Below are 18,419 nucleotides of genomic sequence, written 5' to 3'. Positions count from 1 at the left end.
CGAGCTTTCCGGCGCTCCTGCCCGACGCCTTTTCCGCATGCAATTCAAAGACGCCCCACCTGACCACGAAGACACCCAGTACAGCAGCGCCGAGCGCTCGGCGGCAGCGTCGCGCAGCACCTGGGTCAGTGTGGTGGTGAACACGGCGCTCAGTGCCACCCAGATCGTGGTGGGGGCCTTGACCCATTCCCAGGGCCTGGTGGCAGACGGCATCCACTCGCTGTCGGACCTGGTGTCGGACGCCGTGGTGCTGTTTGCCAACCACCACAGCCAGAAGGAAGCCGACGAAGACCACCCCTACGGCCACCAGCGCTTCGAGACCGCCGCTTCGCTGGTGCTGGGCCTGATTCTGCTGGCCGTGGGCGCCGGCATGCTGTGGGCGGCGGTGCTCAAGCTGCAAAGCCCCGACTCGGTGCCCCAGGTGCACGGCGTGGCCCTGTGGGTGGCCGGGGCCGCCCTGGTGTCCAAGGAACTGCTGTTCCGCTACATGCTGATGATCGCCAAGCGCGTCAAGTCGAGCCTGTTGGTGGCCAATGCCTGGCATGCGCGCTCGGATGCGGCTTCGTCCCTGGTGGTGGGGGCGGGCATTGCGGGCAATCTGGCCGGCTTTCCGTTGCTCGACCCGATTGCCGCCCTGATCGTGGGCCTGATGGTGGGCCGCATGGGCTGGCAGTTCGCTTGGGATGCGCTGCACGATCTGATGGACCGCGCGGTGGATGAGGAAGAGGTCGCCGCCATCCGCCAGACCCTGGTCGAGACCCCGGGCGTCATCGGTGTGCACGACGTGCGCACCCGGCGCATGGGCGACATGATCGTGGTCGATGCCCACATCGAGGTCGATGCCCGGCTGACCGTCGAGGCCGGGCACGACATCGCCGTGGCAGCCCAGCACCGCGTCATGGCGCGCCACCGCGTGCTCAACCTGATGACCCACGTCGACCCCTGGAAGCGCCCCGATCTGGACCACCAGTTGCCGGCGCAGGCGGGGTCTGTCAGCTGATCTCCGTCCTGTGCGGATGGGCATGCACCTTGGGCTGGGGCCGCCAGGGCGTACCATGGGGTGGGTTGCTTGCGCCTTGGCCCTCACAAAACCCGCCCAACCCCCTGACCCAAGCGCCCGGCCGCCGTGACCGGGCCTGCTTCTTGCCTGCATCTTCAGGCCAGCCCGGGTGACGCCCACCGTCCCCGGTGCGTTCTTCTTTTTATTGTCTGGATCTCCATGCCCTCTACGTTTCTACGCCCTGGCCGCCTCGGCCTTCTTCATGGGGCGGGTTGAGCCATGGTCCGCCTTGAACTTCTGATTGCCCTGCGTTACGTGGTGGCCGCGCCCGGGGCCGACTTCATCTTCAACATCCAATTGGCCCACACCCGGCGCCAATGGGTGCTGCACGAGCAATTGAACGTGAGCCAGCCGGTGCCGCTGTTGATGCACACCGACCCGGCCACCCAGGCGCGCAGCCTGCGCCTGAGCGCTGCCCCCGGCCCGCTGGAGGTGAGCTACCGCGCCACGGTGGACCTGGACCACCTGGTGCTGCCGGCGGCGGCCATCCCCGAGGTGCCGGTGGCCCAGTTGCCGCCCGATGTGCTGACCTACCTGTACCCCAGCCGCTACTGCCAGTCGGACCTGCTCAATGCCCTGGCCATGACCGAGTTCGGCACCTTGCCCCATGGCTATGCCCGGGTGCAGGCGATCCAGCAATGGGTGCAGCAGCGGGTGCTGTTCAAGTCGAGCAGCAGCAACTCGATGACCTCGGCCATCGACACCCTGCGCGACGGCGTGGGTGTGTGCCGCGACTTTGCCCACCTGATGATCGCGCTGTGCCGTGCCGTCAACATCCCGGCGCGCTTCACCACCGGCATCGACTTCGGGGCCGACCCGACCTTGGGGCCGACCGACTTCCATGCCTATGTCGAGGCCTACCTGGGCCACAACTGGTACCTGTTCGACCCCTCCGGCACGGCGATCCCGATGGGCTTTGTGCGCATCGGCACCGGGCATGACGCGGCCGATGCCTCGTTTGCGACCATCTTCGGGGCGGTCAGCTCGGAAGCACCCCACATCGAGATCGCGGCCCAACTGACCACCCAGCCCGGCTCGATGCTGCCGTATCGGCGTGCCGAAGGGGTGTCCACCGACGGGCAGACCCTGCCTCAGTACTGGGTGCGTTGAGTCAGGGCGGCTGGGTAGATCGGTGTCCAGTCGGGCAGCAGCGGGGTGAACAGCAGGGCGAAGCCGAGCAGGTTCAGCACCACCGTCAGCCAGAACCAGCCGCGAAAGCGCAGCTTGGCCGATTTGTGGCGCAGGCGCTCCTGCGCCAGGATGGCGCCGGGCCAGCCGCAGGCCAGGCCCAGGTACAGCAGCGTGCGTTCGCTGGTGCGCCACTGGCCGCTGCGGGCCGCCGATTTGTCGGCGGCATAGCTCAGGTAGCAGACCAGGCTCATCACGGCATAGACCAGCCCCGCCGCCCAGGGCACCTCCCAGCGCAGGCTGGCGGCCACATACAGGGTGATGCCGGCCGACAGCGCCAGCACGCTGCTGCTGCGCCAGCGCACCGGGGTGCGCTGGCGTGGGGCAGGGCGGGCGGCCGGGCGTCGGGTGGGTCTTGGCGCTGGCACGTCAGGGCTTGGCGTTCTTAGGCTTGAAATCGCACCAGGCGGCCACGCTGCAGTGCCAGCACTGGGGCTTGCGCGCCTGGCACACATAGCGCCCATGCAGGATCAGCCAGTGGTGCGAGTCCACCGCGTAGGCGGGGGGCACCCGTTTGAGCAACTGCTTTTCCACTTCGAGCGGGTTCTTGCCCGGGGCCAGTCCGGTGCGGTTGCTGACCCGGAAGATGTGGGTGTCCACCGCCATGGTGGGCTCGCCAAAGGCCACGTTCAGCACCACGTTGGCGGTCTTGCGGCCCACGCCGGGCAGGGCTTCCAGTGCTTCGCGGGTGCGGGGCACCTGGCCGCCATGCTGCTCGACCAGCATGCGACAGGTCTCCAGCAGGTGGCGGGCCTTGCTGTGGTACAGGCCGATGGTCTTGATGTAGTCCTCCAGCCCCTCCAGGCCCAGGGCCAGGATCTTCTCGGGCGTTCCCGCCACCGGGAACAGCCGCCGCGTGGCCTTGTTCACGCCCACATCGGTGGCCTGGGCTGACAGCAGCACGGCGGCCAGCAACTCGAACACGGTGGTGTATTCGAGCTCGGTGTTGGGCTGGGGGTTGGCCGCCTTGAGGGTGGCAAAAAAGGGTTCGATGTCGGATTTCTTCATGCGGGTTCAACGTAGGCTGAACCGCATTGTGTCGCGTCCTGGGCGGGCTTGCTGCAAAGCCCTGCTGGCCCGGGATCGGTGCTCAGAACATCAACGCCTTCTCAGTGCAGCAAGCTCATGTCGATGAAACCGTCCACCGAGGGCAGGTGGGTGGCCATCCAGTCGGCATCGAGCTGCAGGGCCTGCATCACGTCCTGCGGCAGGCTGGCCACCGCTTGCTTGATTTCGGCCGGATCCGCAGCATGGGGCGCGGTCTCGGCCAGCAGTTCGGCCAGGTGCAGCAGGCCGGCCATGCGGCAGAAGGGGCGCGTGGCCATGGGCTCTGAGGCATGTTCCAGCCCGCGCACGATCAGCTCGGGGAAGTTCCAGCGCCGTGCCATCTCGGCACTGACCTGGCTTTCGGTGAAGCCCAGCAACTGGGTTTCGCGCTGCCAGCGTCCGCCAGGCAGGTGCGGCTGGCGTTCGATCTCGGACAGGGCCTGGGGCAGGCGTTGGCCGATCACCAGTTCGCCCAGGCGCAGCATCATGCCCGCCAGCCAGGCGGCCTGGGGATCGACTTCAAGGCGCTGGGCCAGCCAGCTGGCGTAGCCGGCACAGGCCATGCTCTGCTCCCAGAACTCCTGGCGGTTCAGGCCCGTGATCATCGGGAAGGCGCCATTCAGACAAGCCGACAGGGCCAGGGTACGCACCTGGCCCATGCCGGTCATGAGGATGGCATCGTCCAGGCTGGCCACCGTGCGCGGCAGGCCGAAGCGGGCGCAGTTGGCCAGGCGGATCAGCTTCACCGTGAGGGCCGGGTCGCGTGCCAGGATGTCGCGCACCGAGCGGGGCGAGCTGTCGTCATCGTGCAGGGTGCGGATCAGCGTGTGCGCCACCTCGGGCATGGTGGGCAACTGGACGTTCTGGAAAAATGTCTCGAGCTGGGGCATGGGCAGATCCTCATCAGAGTTGTGCAGGTTCCTCATTTATGCCCTGCCTTGGGCGATTTGTATATGGATGTTTCACGGGCCTGAGCACCATTCATCAGCCTCATGCAGGGGCCGTGTGCGTAGCAGCGTGCCCACTTGTCCGGCGAGCGGCCGCGAATTGGCGACAATGCGAATCCGAAAGTGAGATGCACCATGCCATTGCAATTTGCCGACCGCCTCGACAACGTCGAAACCTCTGCCATCCGTGAACTGTTCAAGCTGCTGGGCAAGCCCGGCATCATCAGCTTTGCCGGGGGCTTTCCCGACAGCGCCATGTTCGATGTCGACGGCATCCGTGAGGCCGTCAACACCGCGCTGACCGAAGAGGCCGGCGGCGCCCTGCAGTACGGTGCCACCGAGGGCTACAACCCCTTGCGTGAGCAACTGGCCCGCTTTATGACCGACAAAGGCGCCAGCGATGTGGCCCCCGAGAACCTGATCGTCACCACCGGCAGCCAGCAGGCGCTGGACCTGCTGGGCAAGGCCTTGATCAGCCCCGGCGACAAGGTGTTTGTCGAAGGCCCGACCTTTCTGGCCACCATCCAGTGCTTCCGCCTGTATGGCGCCGAGCTGGTCAGCGCCCCGATTGACGGCGAGGGCGTGAAGGTGGACGAGCTCGAAGCCCTGATCGCCGAGCACCGCCCCAAGTTCATCTACCTGATTCCCACCTTCGGCAACCCCAGCGGCGCCACGCTGAACCTGGAGCGGCGCAAGAAGGTGCTGGAGCTGGCCGTCAAGTACCAGACCCTGGTGATCGAGGACGACCCCTATGGCGACCTGTATTTCGGCGCTGCCCCGCCCCCCAGCCTGCTGAACCTGAGCGCCAGCGTGCCGGGCAGCCGCGAGCTGCTGGTGCACTGCGGCTCGCTGAGCAAGGTGCTGTCGCCCGGCCTGCGTGTGGGCTGGATGATCGCGCCGGCCGAGCTGCTGGCCAAGGCCACCATGTGCAAGCAGTTCAGCGACGCGCACACCAGCACCTTTGCCCAGGCCACGGCTGCCCAGTACCTGAAGGCCGGCCGCATGCCGGCCACGCTGGCCAAGGTGCGCGCGGTGTATGCCGAACGCGCCCAGGCCATGGGCCAGGCGCTGCGCCGCGAGCTGGGCGATGCCATCGAGTTCACCCAGCCGCAGGGCGGCTTGTTCATCTGGGCCCGCCTGACGGGTGCCGGTGGCAAGGTGGGCGACGGCAATGTGCTGGCCAAACGTGCCATCGAGAAGGGGGTGGCTTTTGTGCCGGGGGCGCCGTTCTTCTGCGCCAACCCCGACCACGCCACCCTGCGCCTGAGCTTTGCCACCGCCGATGTGGCCAAGATCGAAGAGGGCGTGGCGCGCCTGGCCCAGGCGCTCTGATCAGGCTTTTGGATCGCCGCCCTGGCCCTGGCCCTGGGCGGCGGCTGCGGCCGCGCGCAGCTTGTCTTTCTTGCTCGGGCGCTTGCCCTTGACGCCGCCGGTGCCGGGCACAGGCGCGAGGTCGGGTGGTGGCGGAGCGGCCACATCCCGGGGCTCAAAGCCTTCGATCTGTTCGCGCGGCAGGCTCAGGCGCTGGCGCTTTTCGATCAGGGCAAAGTGGGCCTCGGTGTCGGCGCTGACAAAGCTCACCGCGGTGCCGGCCTCGCCGGCGCGGGCCGTGCGGCCGATGCGGTGCACGTAGTCGGTGGCCGAGCGCGGCAGGTCGTAGTTGACCACCACCGGCAGCTGCATGATGTCGATGCCGCGGGCCGCCAGGTCGGTGGTGACCACCACGTCCCAGCGCTCGTCCTTGAACTCTTGCAGCACCTGGGTGCGGGCGCCCTGGCTCAGGCCGCCATGGAACACCGTGGCGTAGATGCCGTTCTTGTAGAGCTTGCCGGCCACCAGCTGGCAGGCGTACTGGGTGGCGACAAACACCAGCACCCGGTCCCAGCCCTGGGTTTTGATGAGGTGGCGCAGCAGCTCGGTGCGGCGGCTGGCGTCGACCTGGATCACCCGCTGGGTGATGGCGGGCTCATTGGCCTCGGTGGCGGCCACGGCGATGCGCACGGGTTCTTTCAGCAGGCCGTCGGCCAATTGCTGCACCGCCGGCGCAAAGGTGGCCGAGAAGAACAGGTTCTGCCGCTGGGCCGGCAGCTCGGCCAGCACACGCTGCAGCTCTTCGGCAAAGCCCAGGTCGAGCAGGCGGTCGGCCTCGTCCAGCACCAGCACCTCGATCTGTCCGAGCTGGATGGCGTTGTGCGCCACCAGATCGAGCAGCCGGCCCGGCGTGGCCACCAGCACATCGGCGCCGCCGCGCAGCCGCATCATCTGCGGGTTGATCGAGACCCCGCCGAACACCACGGCCACCTTGGGCGGGTCTTGCAGGGCACTGCCCAGGCTGCGCAGCACCTCGCCCACCTGGGCCGCCAGTTCGCGCGTGGGCACCAGCACCAGGGCGCGCACGCGCCGGCCCCGGCTGGGGCTGTGGCCGTGCAGGCGCTGCAGCAGGGGCAGGGCGTAGGCTGCTGTCTTGCCCGAGCCGGTCTGGGCCTGGCCTTGCAGGTCGGCGCCGCGCAGGATGGCCGGAATGGCTTCGGCCTGGATCGGCGTGGGCGCGTTGAAGCCTTGGGTGCTGGCGGCGTGGACCAGTTCGGGGGTAAGGCCTAGAGAGGAAAAGGGCATGTCATGGGGGCGCCCGCCCCTGCTGGGGGGCACCTGGAATAAGTCATGGGAAACCAGGGTTTTGTCCTGGCCCGATCAGGCCCGGTGTGGCCTTGGGGGCATAGTATGGCCGCTGTCGGCGGCGCTGCCCATCGAAGAGGGTGTGCCAGGCCGCTTTCATCCACAGGAGTCTGCCATGCAATACCGCCCGCTCGGCAAGAGCAATCTGCAAGTTTCCGCCCTGTGCCTGGGCACCATGATGTTCGGCGACCAGACCGATGCGGCCGAGGCCGCGGCCATCGTGGCCGATGCCCGCGAGCAGGGCGTGAACTACATCGACACCGCCGACGTGTACACCCAGGGAGCCTCGGAAACCCTGGTGGGCCAGCTGCTCAAGGGCCAGCGCCACGATTGGGTGCTGGCCACCAAGCTGGGCAACAAGATGTCGGGCCGCGTGAACGAGAGCCACTACTCGCGCAGCTGGATGTTGCGCGAGACCGAGGCCAGCCTGCAGCGCCTGCAGACCGACCATGTCGACATCCTGTACCTGCACCGTGATTTTCCGGACGCGGACCTGGAAGAGGCCGTGCGTGCCCTGGACCAGTTGCTGCGCCAGGGCAAGATCCGCTACTGGGGGGTGTCGAACTTCCGCGGCTGGCGCATTGCCGAGCTGGTGCGCCTGGCCCAGCAGGTGGGCATGCCGGGCCCGGTGGTGTGCCAGCCTTATTACAACCTGCTCAACCGCATGCCCGAGGTCGAGATCCTGCCGGCCTGTGCGCATTACGGCATCGGCGTCACGCCCTACAGCCCGATTGCCCGCGGGGTGCTGACCGGCAAATACCTGCCGGGCCAGCCGCCGGCCGAAGGCAGCCGCGTGGCCCGGGGCGACAAGCGCATCGCCGAGACCGAGTTCCGGGAAGAGTCGCTGGTGATCGCCCAACAACTGAAGGCCCATGCCGAGGCCAAGGGCTGCACCCTGGCGCAGTTCGCCACCGCCTGGGTGCTGGCCAACCGCAGCATCAGCTCGGTGATCGCGGGCCCGCGCACCCTGAAGCAGTGGCAGGACTACCGCCCCGCGCTCGACGTGGTGATCACCTCCGAGGACGAGGCCTTGGTCGATGCGCTGGTGGCGCCCGGTCACCCCTCCACCCCGGGCTACACCGACCCGGCCTACCCGCTCACGGGGCGGGTGTGCTGAGTTTTTTCACTTCTTCACGCTGATGACCCGGGTCTGGGTCACGCTCTTGAGGCCTTCCAGGCCGAATTCCACCCCCAGGCCTGAGCCCTTGAGGCCCCCGAACGGCACCATGGGGTGGACGGCGCCGTGCTGGTTGATCCACACCGTGCCGGCCTGCAGGCGCAGGGCCACGGCCCGGGCCTGATCGGCATCGCGGCCCCAGACCGAGGCCCCCAGGCCCACGTCGAGCCGGTTGGCGCGCGCCACGGCGTCGTCCAGGTCGCGGTAGCGCACGATGGGCAGCACCGGGCCGAACTGCTCCTGGTCCACCAGCGGGGCGCCGTCGTCGATGTCGGTGACCAGGGTGATGGGGTAGAAATACCCCGGCCCGCCCGGGGCCTCGCCACCACACACGATGCGGGCGCCGCCGGCCTTGGCGCCCTCCACCAGCGACACCACCTTGTCGAACTGCATGCGGTTCTGGACCGGGCCCATGGCGATGCCGGGCTGCAGGCCGTCGCCCATGGGCATGGCCTGGGCCAGGGCCTGCAGGGCAGCGACCACCGCATCGTGCAGGGCGTCGGGCACATACAGACGCTTGATGGCGGCACAGGTCTGGCCCATGTTGAGGAAGGCGCCCCAGAACAGGCCCATGGCGATCGCGGCCGGGTCGGCATCGGGCAGCACGATGGCGGCGTCGTTGCCGCCCAGCTCCAGGGTGCAGGCGCTGAGGCGCTCGCCGGCCAGGGCGGCGATGCGCCGGCCCGTGGCGGTGGAGCCGGTGAACAAAATCTTGCGCACCGCGGGCTGGGCGATCAGGCTTGCGCCCACCTCGCCTGCGCCGGTGACGGTGTTGAGCACGCCCGGGGGCAGGGCGGCGCTGATCAGGCGCACCATCTCCAGGGTGCCGATGGAGGTGTGCTCGGAGGGCTTGATCACCACCGTGTTGCCGGCGCGCAGGGCCGGGATGATCTGCCAGATGGCGATCATCAGCGGCCAGTTCCAGGGCGCGATGGCTGCCACCACGCCGTAGGGCTGGCGGTGCACCTCGTCGCGGCGGGTGTCGTCTTCAAAGGCCACCTCGACCGGCAGCGCCAGGCTGGCGGGCACACGGGTCCAGACCTCGCAGGCATAGGCCTCGAAGCGGGCGCCGGGCACCTGGTCGGGGCCCACGCCGCCCAGCGGCTTGCCTTGTTCGCGGGTGATCCACCCGGCCAGGTGCTCCTGCTCGGCGTGCAGGATGTCGGCCACGCGGTTCAGGGCGGCCTGGCGCTCAGCATCGGGCAGTGCCGCCCAGGCGGGCTGGGCTGCCTGGGCCGCGGCCACGGCCTGGGCCACCTGCTCGGGGCTGCTCTGCGGCACCCGACCCAGCAGCTCGCCGGTGGCCGGGTTGCGCGATTCGAAAGTGGTGGCCGACAGCACAGGCTGGCCGGCGACGATGTTGGGGTAGGTGGTCATGAGGAGGGCTGCGTCGTGAAGGGGAAGAGCGGTCCTCAGTATCGGCAAAGGGGTTCGCTTTGGCATCGCGAAGGTTCGCACCAGGGTTAACCCCTGGAGGGCGGCCGCCGTTCGGCCTGCGGGATGACCCCAATTGCCAAGCCGATGAGCCCCTTTAGATTGGCGGCCATGACCGATTTGCTGCTCATGAACGAGCAACGCCACTGGCGCCAGAAATTGCTGGAAGGCCCGCAGGCCCTGCGCTGGCGTCCGGCGCGTGAACTGGCGGCTCAATTGCTGCTGTACCTCGACGACCCGGCCGCCTGCTGGCGCCTCACCACCGACTGGATGCTCGACACCCTGCGTGCCGACCGGGTGGATGCCGGCCTGGGCGGCTATGCGCTGGCCGGGGCACCGGGCCAGGGCCCGCGCGACTACGTGGTGCTGGCCGAGACCCGGCGCCCCGGCCGCGAGATGGCCTCGATGCTGGGCCAGCGCTTTGGCGCTGGCGAGCAAGGGGTGCGCGAGGTGTGGCAGCGCCGCATCGGGCTGGCCGTGCCCAGTGTGGCCCGTGAGCGCAGCATGGCCGAACCCTTGCGTGAGCGCCTGCTGCGCTCGGGCGCTGCGGCCAAGATGGCGCTGCCCTTGCGCGCTGCCGGGCCGGTGGGCCTGATCTGTGCCGACTGGCAGCACGAGTCGCCGCCGTGGCCGGGCGAGGTCTGCAACGAGCTGCCTGACCTGGCGGGCAAGGTGATCGGGCCCTTGCTGGCGCTGGCCACTGAGGCCACTGAGGCCGCCGAGGCGCCATCCGGTTCTGCGTCTGCCCCCCCTCACCCCGTGCTGGCCCAGCTGACGCCAGCCGAGCGCCGGGTGGCCGAGCTGGTGGCCATGGGCCTGAGCTACAAAGAAGTGGCGCGGCGCCTGGGGCGCTCGCTGTCCACCATCGATCACCAGCTGCGCAGCATCCGCGGCAAGGTCGGGGTGGCCTCGACGGCGCGCCTGGTGCGCCTGCTCAACACCCCGGCGGGCTAGGGCCTGTCAACCCTGATTTCGCCGGTGAAATCAGGGTTAGAACAGGCCCTGGATCAATAGGGCAGCTTGAACCCGTTGCGCCCGGCGTTGATGCGGGTGGCGGTGGGTTCGCCCGCCACCACCTGGGCACTCAAGGAGACGCTGGCCCCGGGCACCAGCAGGCTGCGGTCGGCGGGCTTGAACGTGACCACCGGCGTGCCCGCAGGCACCTGCAGGGTTTTCTGCCCGCCCGCATAGCGCAGTTGCAGGGTGCGCCCGGCGGGCGCGCTCACCACATCGGCCACGGTGGCATTGGTCATGGTGCTGTCGGCCTGCAGGTCGAAGGGGCGGTGGCCCTCACCCAGCCCGCGGGCGGATTCTGGGAACACGGTGAGGGCAATGGCCTGGAGGCTGCCGTCGGCCTGGGGCAGGGCCGCGGTGCCGATGAAGCTGCCGGCCTGCACCTCGGCCAGGGTGATGGGGTAGACCTCGGCCACGGTGAGCTGTGCGCCCAGCGTCAGCGTCACGGTGTCGCCCTCGCGGGTCAGCAGGGTGATGTGGTCTGGTGTCACCTTCTGCAAGGTGCCGCGCAGGCGCCGCACTTCGGCAGGGGGCGTCTGGGCCAGCGCATGCTGTGCCAGGACTGGCCAGGCGGCCAGCCCCCAAAGAAGCTGCCGCCGTTGTACGGAGGCAGGGTGTGCGAGTGGCGAGGGCGTGGGCTTGTGCATGGCTTTCCTGGCGACGGTGGTCAACGCAGTTTAGGGGCGCGCGCCAGCTGGGTCAGAAGCAGGGTTTTGCTGGGGCGCGCGCGTGCTGCCTTGGCCCTCTTGCAAAGCGCCGGCCCATCCCCAATTGCAGGACCATGAACACCCTCCGAACCGACTTCACTCCGCTGGCCGTCCTGGCACAAATGCTGGACCGGCTCGACACGTCCCCCAAGGCTGCTGACCCGCTGCAGTACAGGCTGCTGGCCCAGCGCGCCACGCAGATGCTGCACGACCTCAGCGACCGCGCCGAAACCCAGGAGGGCCTGCAGGCCCTGCTGCGCAAAAGCCCGGCCCTGACGCTGCTGTACGAAAACCTGCACTACGGCGAAGCCGGCCTGTGCCGCGCCCCGCTGGCCCAGGCGGTCGAGGCCGAGGTGGCCACGCGCCAACTGCTGGGCCGCCTGGGCAGCCCGGGCCAGGTCAGCCGGCCCGCTGCCAGCCGCGAGCCCGGGGCCCCGGCATGAATGCCAGCGCGACAGCGGCCACGTCGCTGCACGTGGTCTGCCCGCATTGCCACACCACCAACCGGGTGCAGCAGGCCCAGATGGGGCAGGCCCCCGACTGCGGGCAGTGCAAGCAGCCCTTGTTCAGCGGCCACTCGCTGGCGCTGGACGATGTGGCCTTGTTCGAGCGCCACATCGGGCGCAGCCAGGTGCCGGTGCTGGTCGATTTCTGGGCGCCCTGGTGTGGCCCCTGCCGCATGATGGCGCCCGCCTTCGAGCAGGCGGCGCAGCAGCTGGAGCCACATTTCCGCCTGGCCAAGGTCAACACCGAGGCCGTGCCGGCCCTGGGCCAGCGCTTTCAGATCCGCAGCATCCCGACCCTGGCCCTGTTCGTGGGCGGTCGCGAGGTGGCCCGCCAGCCCGGCGCCCTGGGGGCCGCCGACATCGTGCGCTGGGCGCGCCAGAACCTGCCCGGCTGAGCGGGCTTCACCGCACGGCTGGCGCGGCCGGCAGCCCCCTGAAGGCCGCCATGCCCATCAGCAGCAGGGCCATGACCGTGCTGTTGACGGCCACGAAGGTCTCGATCTGGTGCTGCTGGGCCCAGGCGGCCACCAGGCCGGTCAGCCATTGCATCCAGGCGATGCCCAGGAACATGGCCATGGTGTAGACCGCCAGGGCCCGCCCGGTCTGCCGGGCCGGGTAAGAGGCGCGCACATCGGCGTACTGCAGGATGATGAAGCCGCAGCCAAAGCCGATCACCAGGCTGGCCAGCACGGTCAGCCAGGCCAGGGGCGACCACGCCAGCAGGCCGAACAGCAAAGCCAACGTGGCGCTGAAGCCGACGATCCAGCGCCTGCGCCGGGCGCCATCCGCGAATTGCAGGCGCCCGAACAGCGGCGGCCCGAACAAGCCCACCACCGACACCGCCAGCGCCACGTTGCCCGACTGCACCAGGCTGAAGCCATGGCGCTCGATCAGCATCGGGCCCAGCCACAGGCCGCGCAGGGCGATGAAAGAGGCGTAGGTGACCGAGGCCAGGGCCAGGATGCCCCAGGTGTGGGGCTGGGTGAGCAGTTGCATGGCCCCGCGCAGGGCCTGGGGCAGTGATTCAGCGCTGCCCGTTGTGGCGGGGCTGGCGGTTTCGCGCACCCAGATCCAGGTGCACCCCCAGGCCAGGGCCGAGCCCACGCCCAGTGCTGCAAAGCCCAGGCGCCAGGAACTGGCCTGGATCAGCCAGGCCAGGGGCGTGCCGGTGATCAGCAGGCCCAGGCCCCCGATGCCCATCACCAGGCCCGAGATGGCGGCAAAGCGTTCGATGGGAAAGCGCCGCGCGATGAACACCGTGCACACCAGGAAGGCGGGAGCACAGCCGACCCCGATCAGGGCCTGCCCCAGCAGCAGCGCGGCCAGACCCGGGGCCCAGGCCGAGACGGCGGCCCCGAGGACCGTGAGCGGCATGGCCCACAGCAGGGTGCGGCGGATGCCGATCAGGTCGATGCCCACCCCCATGAGGATCTGCAAGGCCCCGAAGGCGAAATGGAAGGCCCCGGCAAACAGGCCCAACTGGCTGCTGGAGAGGCCGAAATCGGCCTGCAGCGGAGCCGCCATCATGGCGGCCACGGTACGGTAGGCCTGGCTGAGCGTGAAGCCCAGGCACAGGGCGAGCAGCATCACCCAGGCCTGGCGGGCCGGCGGATGCTGGGGGGCGGTGGGTGAGACTGCGTCGGGCATCGCAGCATTCTGCTGGCAAGGCCCGGGTGCCGCTGTCGCGACGGTGGCGCCTGGGCTCAGGCCGGCCGGCTGAGCTCCAGCAGGCGGTCCAGGCCGCCCTGGTTGATGGCCACCATGGCCTCGGCGCGCACGCGCGGCTTGGCGTGGTAGGCCACCGACAGACCGGCCACGCCCATCATGGGCAGGTCGTTGGCGCCGTCGCCCATGGCGATGGTCTGGCTGGCGGGGATGCCCATCAGGGTGCTCACCTCCAGCAGGGTGCGGCGCTTTTCGGCGCCGTCGCAGATGTCGCCCCAGGGCTGGTCGACCATGCGGCCGGTCAGCACGCCGTCTTGCACCTCCAGCACGTTGGAGCGTGCAAAGTCGATGCCCAGGCGGGCCCGGATGCGGTCGGTGAAGAAGGTGAAGCCGCCGCTGACCAGCAGCACCTTGAGGCCGGCGGCCTTGCAGGCCGCCACCAGCTCGGCGGCCCCGGGGTTGAGTTGCAGGCGCTGCTCGTACACCTGCAGCATGTGCGCCTCGGTCACGCCCTTGAGCAAGGCCACGCGCTGGCGCAGGCTGTCTTTGTAGTCGGTGATCTCGCCGCGCATGGCAGCTTCGGTGATGGCCGCCACCTCGGCCTTGCGGCCGGCGGCGTCGGCAATCTCGTCCACGCACTCGATGTTGATCAGGGTGGAATCCATGTCGAAGGCGATCAGCTTGTAGGCGCTGAGGTCAAACGGGGGCGTGAAGCCCTGGATCACGAGGCCGGGGGCGAATTCTTGGGTGCTCATGGGTGCCATGCGGAGTTGGTGTGTTCTGCGAAATAGATGGTGATTTTGCCTGCTCAGGTCAGCGGCTCAGCTGTCCCTTCAGGGGCGCTTGAGGTACAGCCCATCCGACCAGGTGGCCAGCCATTGCGGGCGGAAGGCCACGAAGATGGCGGTCAGCATGCCGGTCATGAAGCCGTCGGCCCAGGCCATGAGCCAGTGGGCAATGACCGAGAGGTCGCTGCCGACGCCGGGCAGCTCGTGGCCCAGCCACTGGCCCAGCAAGGTGGCGGCGAAGTTGCACAGCACCGTGCCCAGAAAGGCCCGACCCAGGGTGTAGACGAAGAGGTGGGCCCCGATCCAGCGCCGGATCGCCGCGCCCAGCAGCAGGGCCAGGGTGGCGGGCAGAACGCCTTGCCAGAAGGCCATGTCGATCACCGCGGCCGGGGGCAGCTTGGCCAGCAGGCCGGCCAGGATGGCCACCGCGGTGAGCACCGGCACCGCCAGTGGCCAACCCAGCATCAGCAGGGCCAGGCAGGCGCCCGACCACTGCAGTTGCAGCGGCATGGCGTGCAGCGAGGGCAGGGCCCACAGGCCCGGCAGCAGCACCAGGCAGCCCAGCACTGGCGACAGCAGGGCGCTGCCGGCCATCAGGCGCCAGGGCCGCAGCCACAGGGCCAGCAGCAGGGCGGCGGCGAGCAGGCCGGCTTCCAGGTCCAGCAGCCAGGGCAGGGCGGTTTCCATGGCAGGCCCCGTGGATCAGGCCACGGCCAGGGGTTGGCCCAGCTGGCGCAGGATGTCGCGCACGGCCTGGGCGCGGTCCTTGGGGTCTTTCACCTCGCGTTCGATGCGCAGCTTCTCGTTGCCCGCGAGCTTGATGTGGCGGTGCTTCTGGATCAGCTCGATGATGCGCATCGGGTCGATCGGCGGGCTGGGCTTGAAGGTGATGGTGATCACGCCCGGGGCGGCATCGACCTTGACCACGCCGTAGGGTGCGCTGAGCACGCGCAGGCGGTGCACATCGATCAGGGTCTGGGCCTGGGCGGGCAGCTTGCCGAAGCGGTCGACGATCTCTTCGAGCAGGGTGTCGATCTGGTCGGGGGTGCGGGCCGTGGCCAGCTTCTTGTAGAACGACAGGCGCAGGTGCACGTCGCCGCAGTAGTCGTCGGGCAGCAGGGCCGGGGCGTGCAGGTTGATGTCGGTGGTGACCGACAGCGGGGCCAGCAGGTCGGGCTCCTTGCCGGCCTTCAGGCTGCGCACGGCTTCAGAGAGCATCTCGTTGTAGAGCTGGAAGCCCACTTCGAGCATGTTGCCGCTCTGGTTTTCGCCCAGCACCTCGCCAGCACCGCGGATCTCGAGGTCGTGCATGGCCAGGTAGAAGCCGCTGCCCAGTTCTTCCATGGCCTGGATGGCCTCCAGGCGCTGGGCGGCCTGCTTGGTCAGGCCCTCGATGTCGGGCACCATGAGGTAGGCATAGGCCTGGTGGTGGCTGCGGCCCACGCGGCCGCGCAGCTGGTGCAGCTGGGCCAGGCCGAACTTGTCGGCGCGGCTCATCACGATGGTGTTGGCGCTGGGCACGTCGATGCCGGTCTCGATGATGGTGGAGCACAGCAGCAGGTTGAAGCGCTGGGCCACGAAGTCGCGCATCACGCGCTCGAGCTCGCGCTCGGGCATCTGGCCGTGGGCGATGGCGATGCGGGCTTCGGGCAGGATCTCTTCGAGCTTCTGGCGCCGGTTCTCGATGGTCTCGACCTCGTTGTGCAGAAAGTAGACCTGGCCGCCGCGCTTGAGCTCGCGCAGCACGGCTTCGCGGATCACGCCGGTGCCCTCGTTGCGCACAAAGGTCTTGATGGCCAGGCGGCGTTGCGGCGCCGTGGCGATCACGCTGAGGTCGCGCAGACCTTCGAGTGCCATGCCCAGGGTGCGCGGGATGGGGGTGGCGGTGAGGGTGAGCACGTCCACCTCGGCGCGCAGGGCCTTCATGGCCTCTTTGTGGCGCACGCCAAAGCGGTGTTCCTCGTCGATGATCAGCAGGCCCAGGTTCTTGAACTTGACGCTTTCGCTGAGCAGCTTGTGGGTGCCCACCACGATGTCGACCGTGCCTTCGGCAATGCCCTTGGCGGCGGCGCTGATCTCCTTGGCCGAGCGGAAGCGGCTCATCTCGGCGATCTTCACGGGCCATTTGGCAAAGCGGTCGACCAGGGTCTGGTAGTGCTGTTCGGCCAGCAGGGTGGTGGGGGCCAGAAAGGCCACCTGGCGCCCACCGGTGACGGCCACGAAGGCGGCGCGAAGGGCCACCTCGGTCTTGCCGAAGCCCACGTCGCCGCAGACCAGGCGGTCCATGGGGCGCGGGCTGATCATGTCCTGGACCACGGCATGGATGGCGGCGCGCTGGTCGGCGGTCTCTTCAAAGCCGAAGTCGTTGGCGAACACCTCGTAATCCTGCGGCGAGTAGCGGAAGGCGTGGCCTTCGCGGGCGGCGCGGCGGGCGTAGATGTTGAGCAGTTCGGCGGCGGCATCGCGCACCTGTTCGGCGGCGCGGCGCTTGGCCTTGTCCCATTGGCCGCTGCCCAGCTTGTGCAGCGGGGCTTCGTCGGCGCTCACGCCGGTGTAGCGGCTGATCTGCTGCAACTGGCTGACGGGCACGTAGAGCACGGCCTTGTCGGCGTACTCCAGGTGCAAGAATTCTTGCATGGCGGGCGTGCCGTCGGGGTTCTTGCCCTGGCCCAGGTCCATGTTGACCAGACCGCGGTAGCGCCCGATGCCGTGCTGGGCGTGCACCACGGGGTCGCCCACGTTGAGCTCGGCCAGGTCCTTGATCAGGGCTTCGACGTCGCTGACCTGCTCTTGCTTTTTGCGCCGACGGGTGGTGGCGCCGGCGGCGAAGAGCTCGGTCTCGGTGACGAAGTCGATGCCCGGGGCGAGCCAGCGAAAGCCCACGGTGAGGGCCGCGGTGGCGATGCCCAGGGGCTCGGTGGTTTCAGCCTCGAACTCGGCCAGCGAGTCGAAGGCCGGCGGATTGACGCCACCGGCGCGCAGGAAGTCGAGCAGGCTTTCACGCCGGCCATCGCTCTCGGCCAGCAGCAGCACGCGTTGCGTGCCCGGGTTGCTCAGGTGGGCCTTGAGTCGGGCCAGCGGGTCTTCGGTGCCGCGCAGCACCGACAGGTCGCCCAGTCTCTGCACGTCGGCACTGTCGCTGACACCGGCCTTGTCGGGGCTTTCAGGGCGGATGGAGAGTTGGGCGTGTTCATTGGCGCGGCCATAGAACTGCTCGGTGCTCAGGAACAGGGCCTCGGGCGGCAGGGCGGGCCGGTCGGGGTCGCCCTGGATCAGGCGGAAGCGGTCTTTGGTGTCTTGCCAGAAGCGCTGGAAGGCGGGTTCCAGGTCGCCATGCAGCACCACGGTGGCGTCGGTGCCCAGGTAGTCGAACACGGTGGCCGTGTCGTCGAAGAACAGCGGCAGGTAGTACTCGATGCCGGCCGTGGCCACGCCGTTGCCCATGTCCTTGTAGACGCGGCTCTTGGTGGGGTCGCCCTCCAGCAGTTCGCGCCAGCGGCTGCGGAATTTGGCGCGGGCCGCGTCGTCCATGGGGAACTCGCGCCCGGGCAGCAGGCGCACCTCGGGCACGGGGTAGAGGCTGCGCTGGCTGTCGGGGTCGAAGGTGCGGATGGAGTCGATCTCGTCATCGAACAGGTCCACCCGGAAGGGCATGGCCGAGCCCATGGGGAACAGGTCGATCAGGCCGCCGCGCACGGCGTACTCCCCTGGGCTGACCACCTGCGTGACGTGGCTGTAGCCGGCCAGGGTGAGCTGGCTCTTGAGCTTGGCCTCGTCGAGCTTTTGCTTGACCTTGAAGTGGAAGGTGTAGCCCGCCAGGAACGAGGGCGGTGCCACCCGGTACAGCGCGGTGGTGGCCGGCACGATGACCACGTCGGCCCCGGTGTCCTTGTCGCGTTGCTGGATGCGCCACAGCGTGGCCAGGCGCTCGGAGATCAGGTCCTGGTGGGGCGAGAAGGTATCGTAAGGCAGGGTTTCCCAGTCGGGAAACAGCGCGCAGCGCAGGCCGGGGGCAAAGAAGGCGATCTCGTCGATCAGGCGCTGGGCATCGCTGGCGTCGGCGGTGACGATGGCGGTGGGGCGGCCGGCGGCTTTTTCGCGCAAACCCAGGCGGGCCAGCAGCAAGGCATCGGCGGAGCCCACGGGGCGGGGCAGGGTGAAACGTTTTCCGGGCGAGAGTTTGGGCAGTTCCATGGCGTCCAGCAATGGC

General features: G+C 68.9%; 17 protein-coding genes. 7 read left to right on the top strand and 10 right to left on the bottom strand.

Annotated elements, in window-relative coordinates:
- Positions 1-37 precede the first annotated feature (37 nt).
- Positions 38-1,000: a cation diffusion facilitator family transporter gene (locus tag L880_RS0130040; RefSeq protein ID WP_027478745.1), complete on the top strand. Its 963-nt coding sequence runs from the start codon at positions 38-40 to the stop codon at positions 998-1,000.
- A gap of 279 nt (positions 1,001-1,279) precedes the next feature.
- Positions 1,280-2,170 (top strand): transglutaminase-like domain-containing protein, encoded by an 891-nt coding sequence (locus L880_RS0130035; protein ID WP_019573178.1) that lies wholly within the window; start codon positions 1,280-1,282, stop codon positions 2,168-2,170.
- Here the strand turns inward: L880_RS0130035 and L880_RS33980 are convergent.
- From L880_RS33980 to L880_RS0130020, 3 genes are all read right to left on the bottom strand, one after another.
- Positions 2,152-2,616 (bottom strand): DUF1294 domain-containing protein, encoded by a 465-nt coding sequence (locus L880_RS33980; protein ID WP_245615435.1) that lies wholly within the window; start codon positions 2,614-2,616, stop codon positions 2,152-2,154. The genes L880_RS0130035 and L880_RS33980 overlap by 19 nt on opposite strands.
- Position 2,617: 1 nt before the next feature.
- A complete protein-coding gene (gene nth, locus L880_RS0130025; RefSeq protein WP_027478744.1) occupies positions 2,618-3,256 on the bottom strand; it encodes an endonuclease III in 639 nt (212 codons plus the stop codon).
- 101 nt (positions 3,257-3,357) lie between these two features.
- A complete protein-coding gene (locus tag L880_RS0130020; protein ID WP_043331030.1) occupies positions 3,358-4,185 on the bottom strand; it encodes an HDOD domain-containing protein in 828 nt (275 codons plus the stop codon).
- A 198-nt stretch (positions 4,186-4,383) separates the two neighbouring features.
- On the opposite strand from L880_RS0130020, the gene L880_RS0130015 reads away from it, so the two are divergent.
- On the top strand, positions 4,384-5,574 hold the full coding sequence (locus tag L880_RS0130015) for an aminotransferase-like domain-containing protein (RefSeq protein WP_027478742.1): 1,191 nt from the start codon (positions 4,384-4,386) through the stop codon (positions 5,572-5,574).
- On the opposite strand, the gene L880_RS0130010 is transcribed toward L880_RS0130015, so the two are convergent.
- Positions 5,575-6,858 (bottom strand): DEAD/DEAH box helicase, encoded by a 1,284-nt coding sequence (locus tag L880_RS0130010; protein WP_027478741.1) that lies wholly within the window; start codon positions 6,856-6,858, stop codon positions 5,575-5,577. It lies immediately after the preceding gene.
- 175 nt (positions 6,859-7,033) lie between these two features.
- Here L880_RS0130010 and L880_RS0130005 point away from each other — a divergent pair, with 175 nt between their 5' ends.
- Complete coding sequence (locus L880_RS0130005; RefSeq protein WP_027478740.1) at positions 7,034-8,035, top strand: aldo/keto reductase; 1,002 nt, start codon at positions 7,034-7,036, stop codon at positions 8,033-8,035.
- 6 nt (positions 8,036-8,041) lie between these two features.
- Here the strand turns inward: L880_RS0130005 and L880_RS0130000 are convergent, their stop codons facing one another.
- Positions 8,042-9,472 carry an aldehyde dehydrogenase family protein gene (locus L880_RS0130000; protein ID WP_027478739.1) on the bottom strand — a complete coding sequence of 477 codons (1,431 nt, stop codon included), beginning with the start codon at positions 9,470-9,472 and terminating at the stop codon, positions 8,042-8,044.
- Between the two features lie 168 nt (positions 9,473-9,640).
- Here L880_RS0130000 and L880_RS34655 point away from each other — a divergent pair, with 168 nt between their 5' ends.
- A complete protein-coding gene (locus tag L880_RS34655) occupies positions 9,641-10,483 on the top strand; it encodes a helix-turn-helix transcriptional regulator (RefSeq protein WP_051443684.1) in 843 nt (280 codons plus the stop codon).
- Positions 10,484-10,536: 53 nt separating this feature from the next.
- On the opposite strand, the gene L880_RS0129990 is transcribed toward L880_RS34655, so the two are convergent.
- Complete coding sequence (locus L880_RS0129990; protein WP_051443683.1) at positions 10,537-11,190, bottom strand: hypothetical protein; 654 nt, start codon at positions 11,188-11,190, stop codon at positions 10,537-10,539.
- 134 nt (positions 11,191-11,324) lie between these two features.
- On the opposite strand from L880_RS0129990, the gene L880_RS33970 reads away from it, so the two are divergent.
- Positions 11,325-11,693: a hypothetical protein gene (locus tag L880_RS33970; protein ID WP_051443682.1), complete on the top strand. Its 369-nt coding sequence runs from the start codon at positions 11,325-11,327 to the stop codon at positions 11,691-11,693.
- Positions 11,690-12,151, top strand: a complete 462-nt coding sequence (trxC, locus tag L880_RS0129980) for a thioredoxin TrxC (RefSeq protein ID WP_027478736.1) — start codon at positions 11,690-11,692, stop codon at positions 12,149-12,151. The genes L880_RS33970 and trxC overlap by 4 nt, the downstream gene beginning before the upstream one ends.
- Positions 12,152-12,158: 7 nt before the next feature.
- Here the strand turns inward: trxC and L880_RS0129975 are convergent, their stop codons facing one another.
- The 4 genes from L880_RS0129975 to mfd form a co-directional block, all read right to left on the bottom strand.
- Complete coding sequence (locus L880_RS0129975) at positions 12,159-13,403, bottom strand: MFS transporter (RefSeq protein ID WP_027478735.1); 1,245 nt, start codon at positions 13,401-13,403, stop codon at positions 12,159-12,161.
- A 56-nt stretch (positions 13,404-13,459) separates the two neighbouring features.
- Positions 13,460-14,176: a phosphoserine phosphatase SerB gene (gene serB / locus L880_RS0129970; RefSeq protein ID WP_027478734.1), complete on the bottom strand. Its 717-nt coding sequence runs from the start codon at positions 14,174-14,176 to the stop codon at positions 13,460-13,462.
- Positions 14,177-14,254: 78 nt separating this feature from the next.
- Positions 14,255-14,896, bottom strand: coding sequence for a hypothetical protein (locus tag L880_RS0129965; RefSeq protein ID WP_425389218.1), 642 nt, complete (start codon positions 14,894-14,896; stop codon positions 14,255-14,257).
- A gap of 15 nt (positions 14,897-14,911) precedes the next feature.
- On the bottom strand, positions 14,912-18,403 hold the full coding sequence (mfd, locus tag L880_RS0129960; protein ID WP_027478732.1) for a transcription-repair coupling factor: 3,492 nt from the start codon (positions 18,401-18,403) through the stop codon (positions 14,912-14,914).
- Positions 18,404-18,419 lie beyond the last annotated feature (16 nt).

Origin of the sequence: Curvibacter gracilis ATCC BAA-807, from assembly GCF_000518645.1 — a bacterium.
Taxonomy (GTDB): Bacteria; Pseudomonadota; Gammaproteobacteria; order Burkholderiales; family Burkholderiaceae_C; genus Curvibacter; species Curvibacter gracilis.
This window is presented reverse-complemented; position numbering and strand designations above follow the sequence as displayed.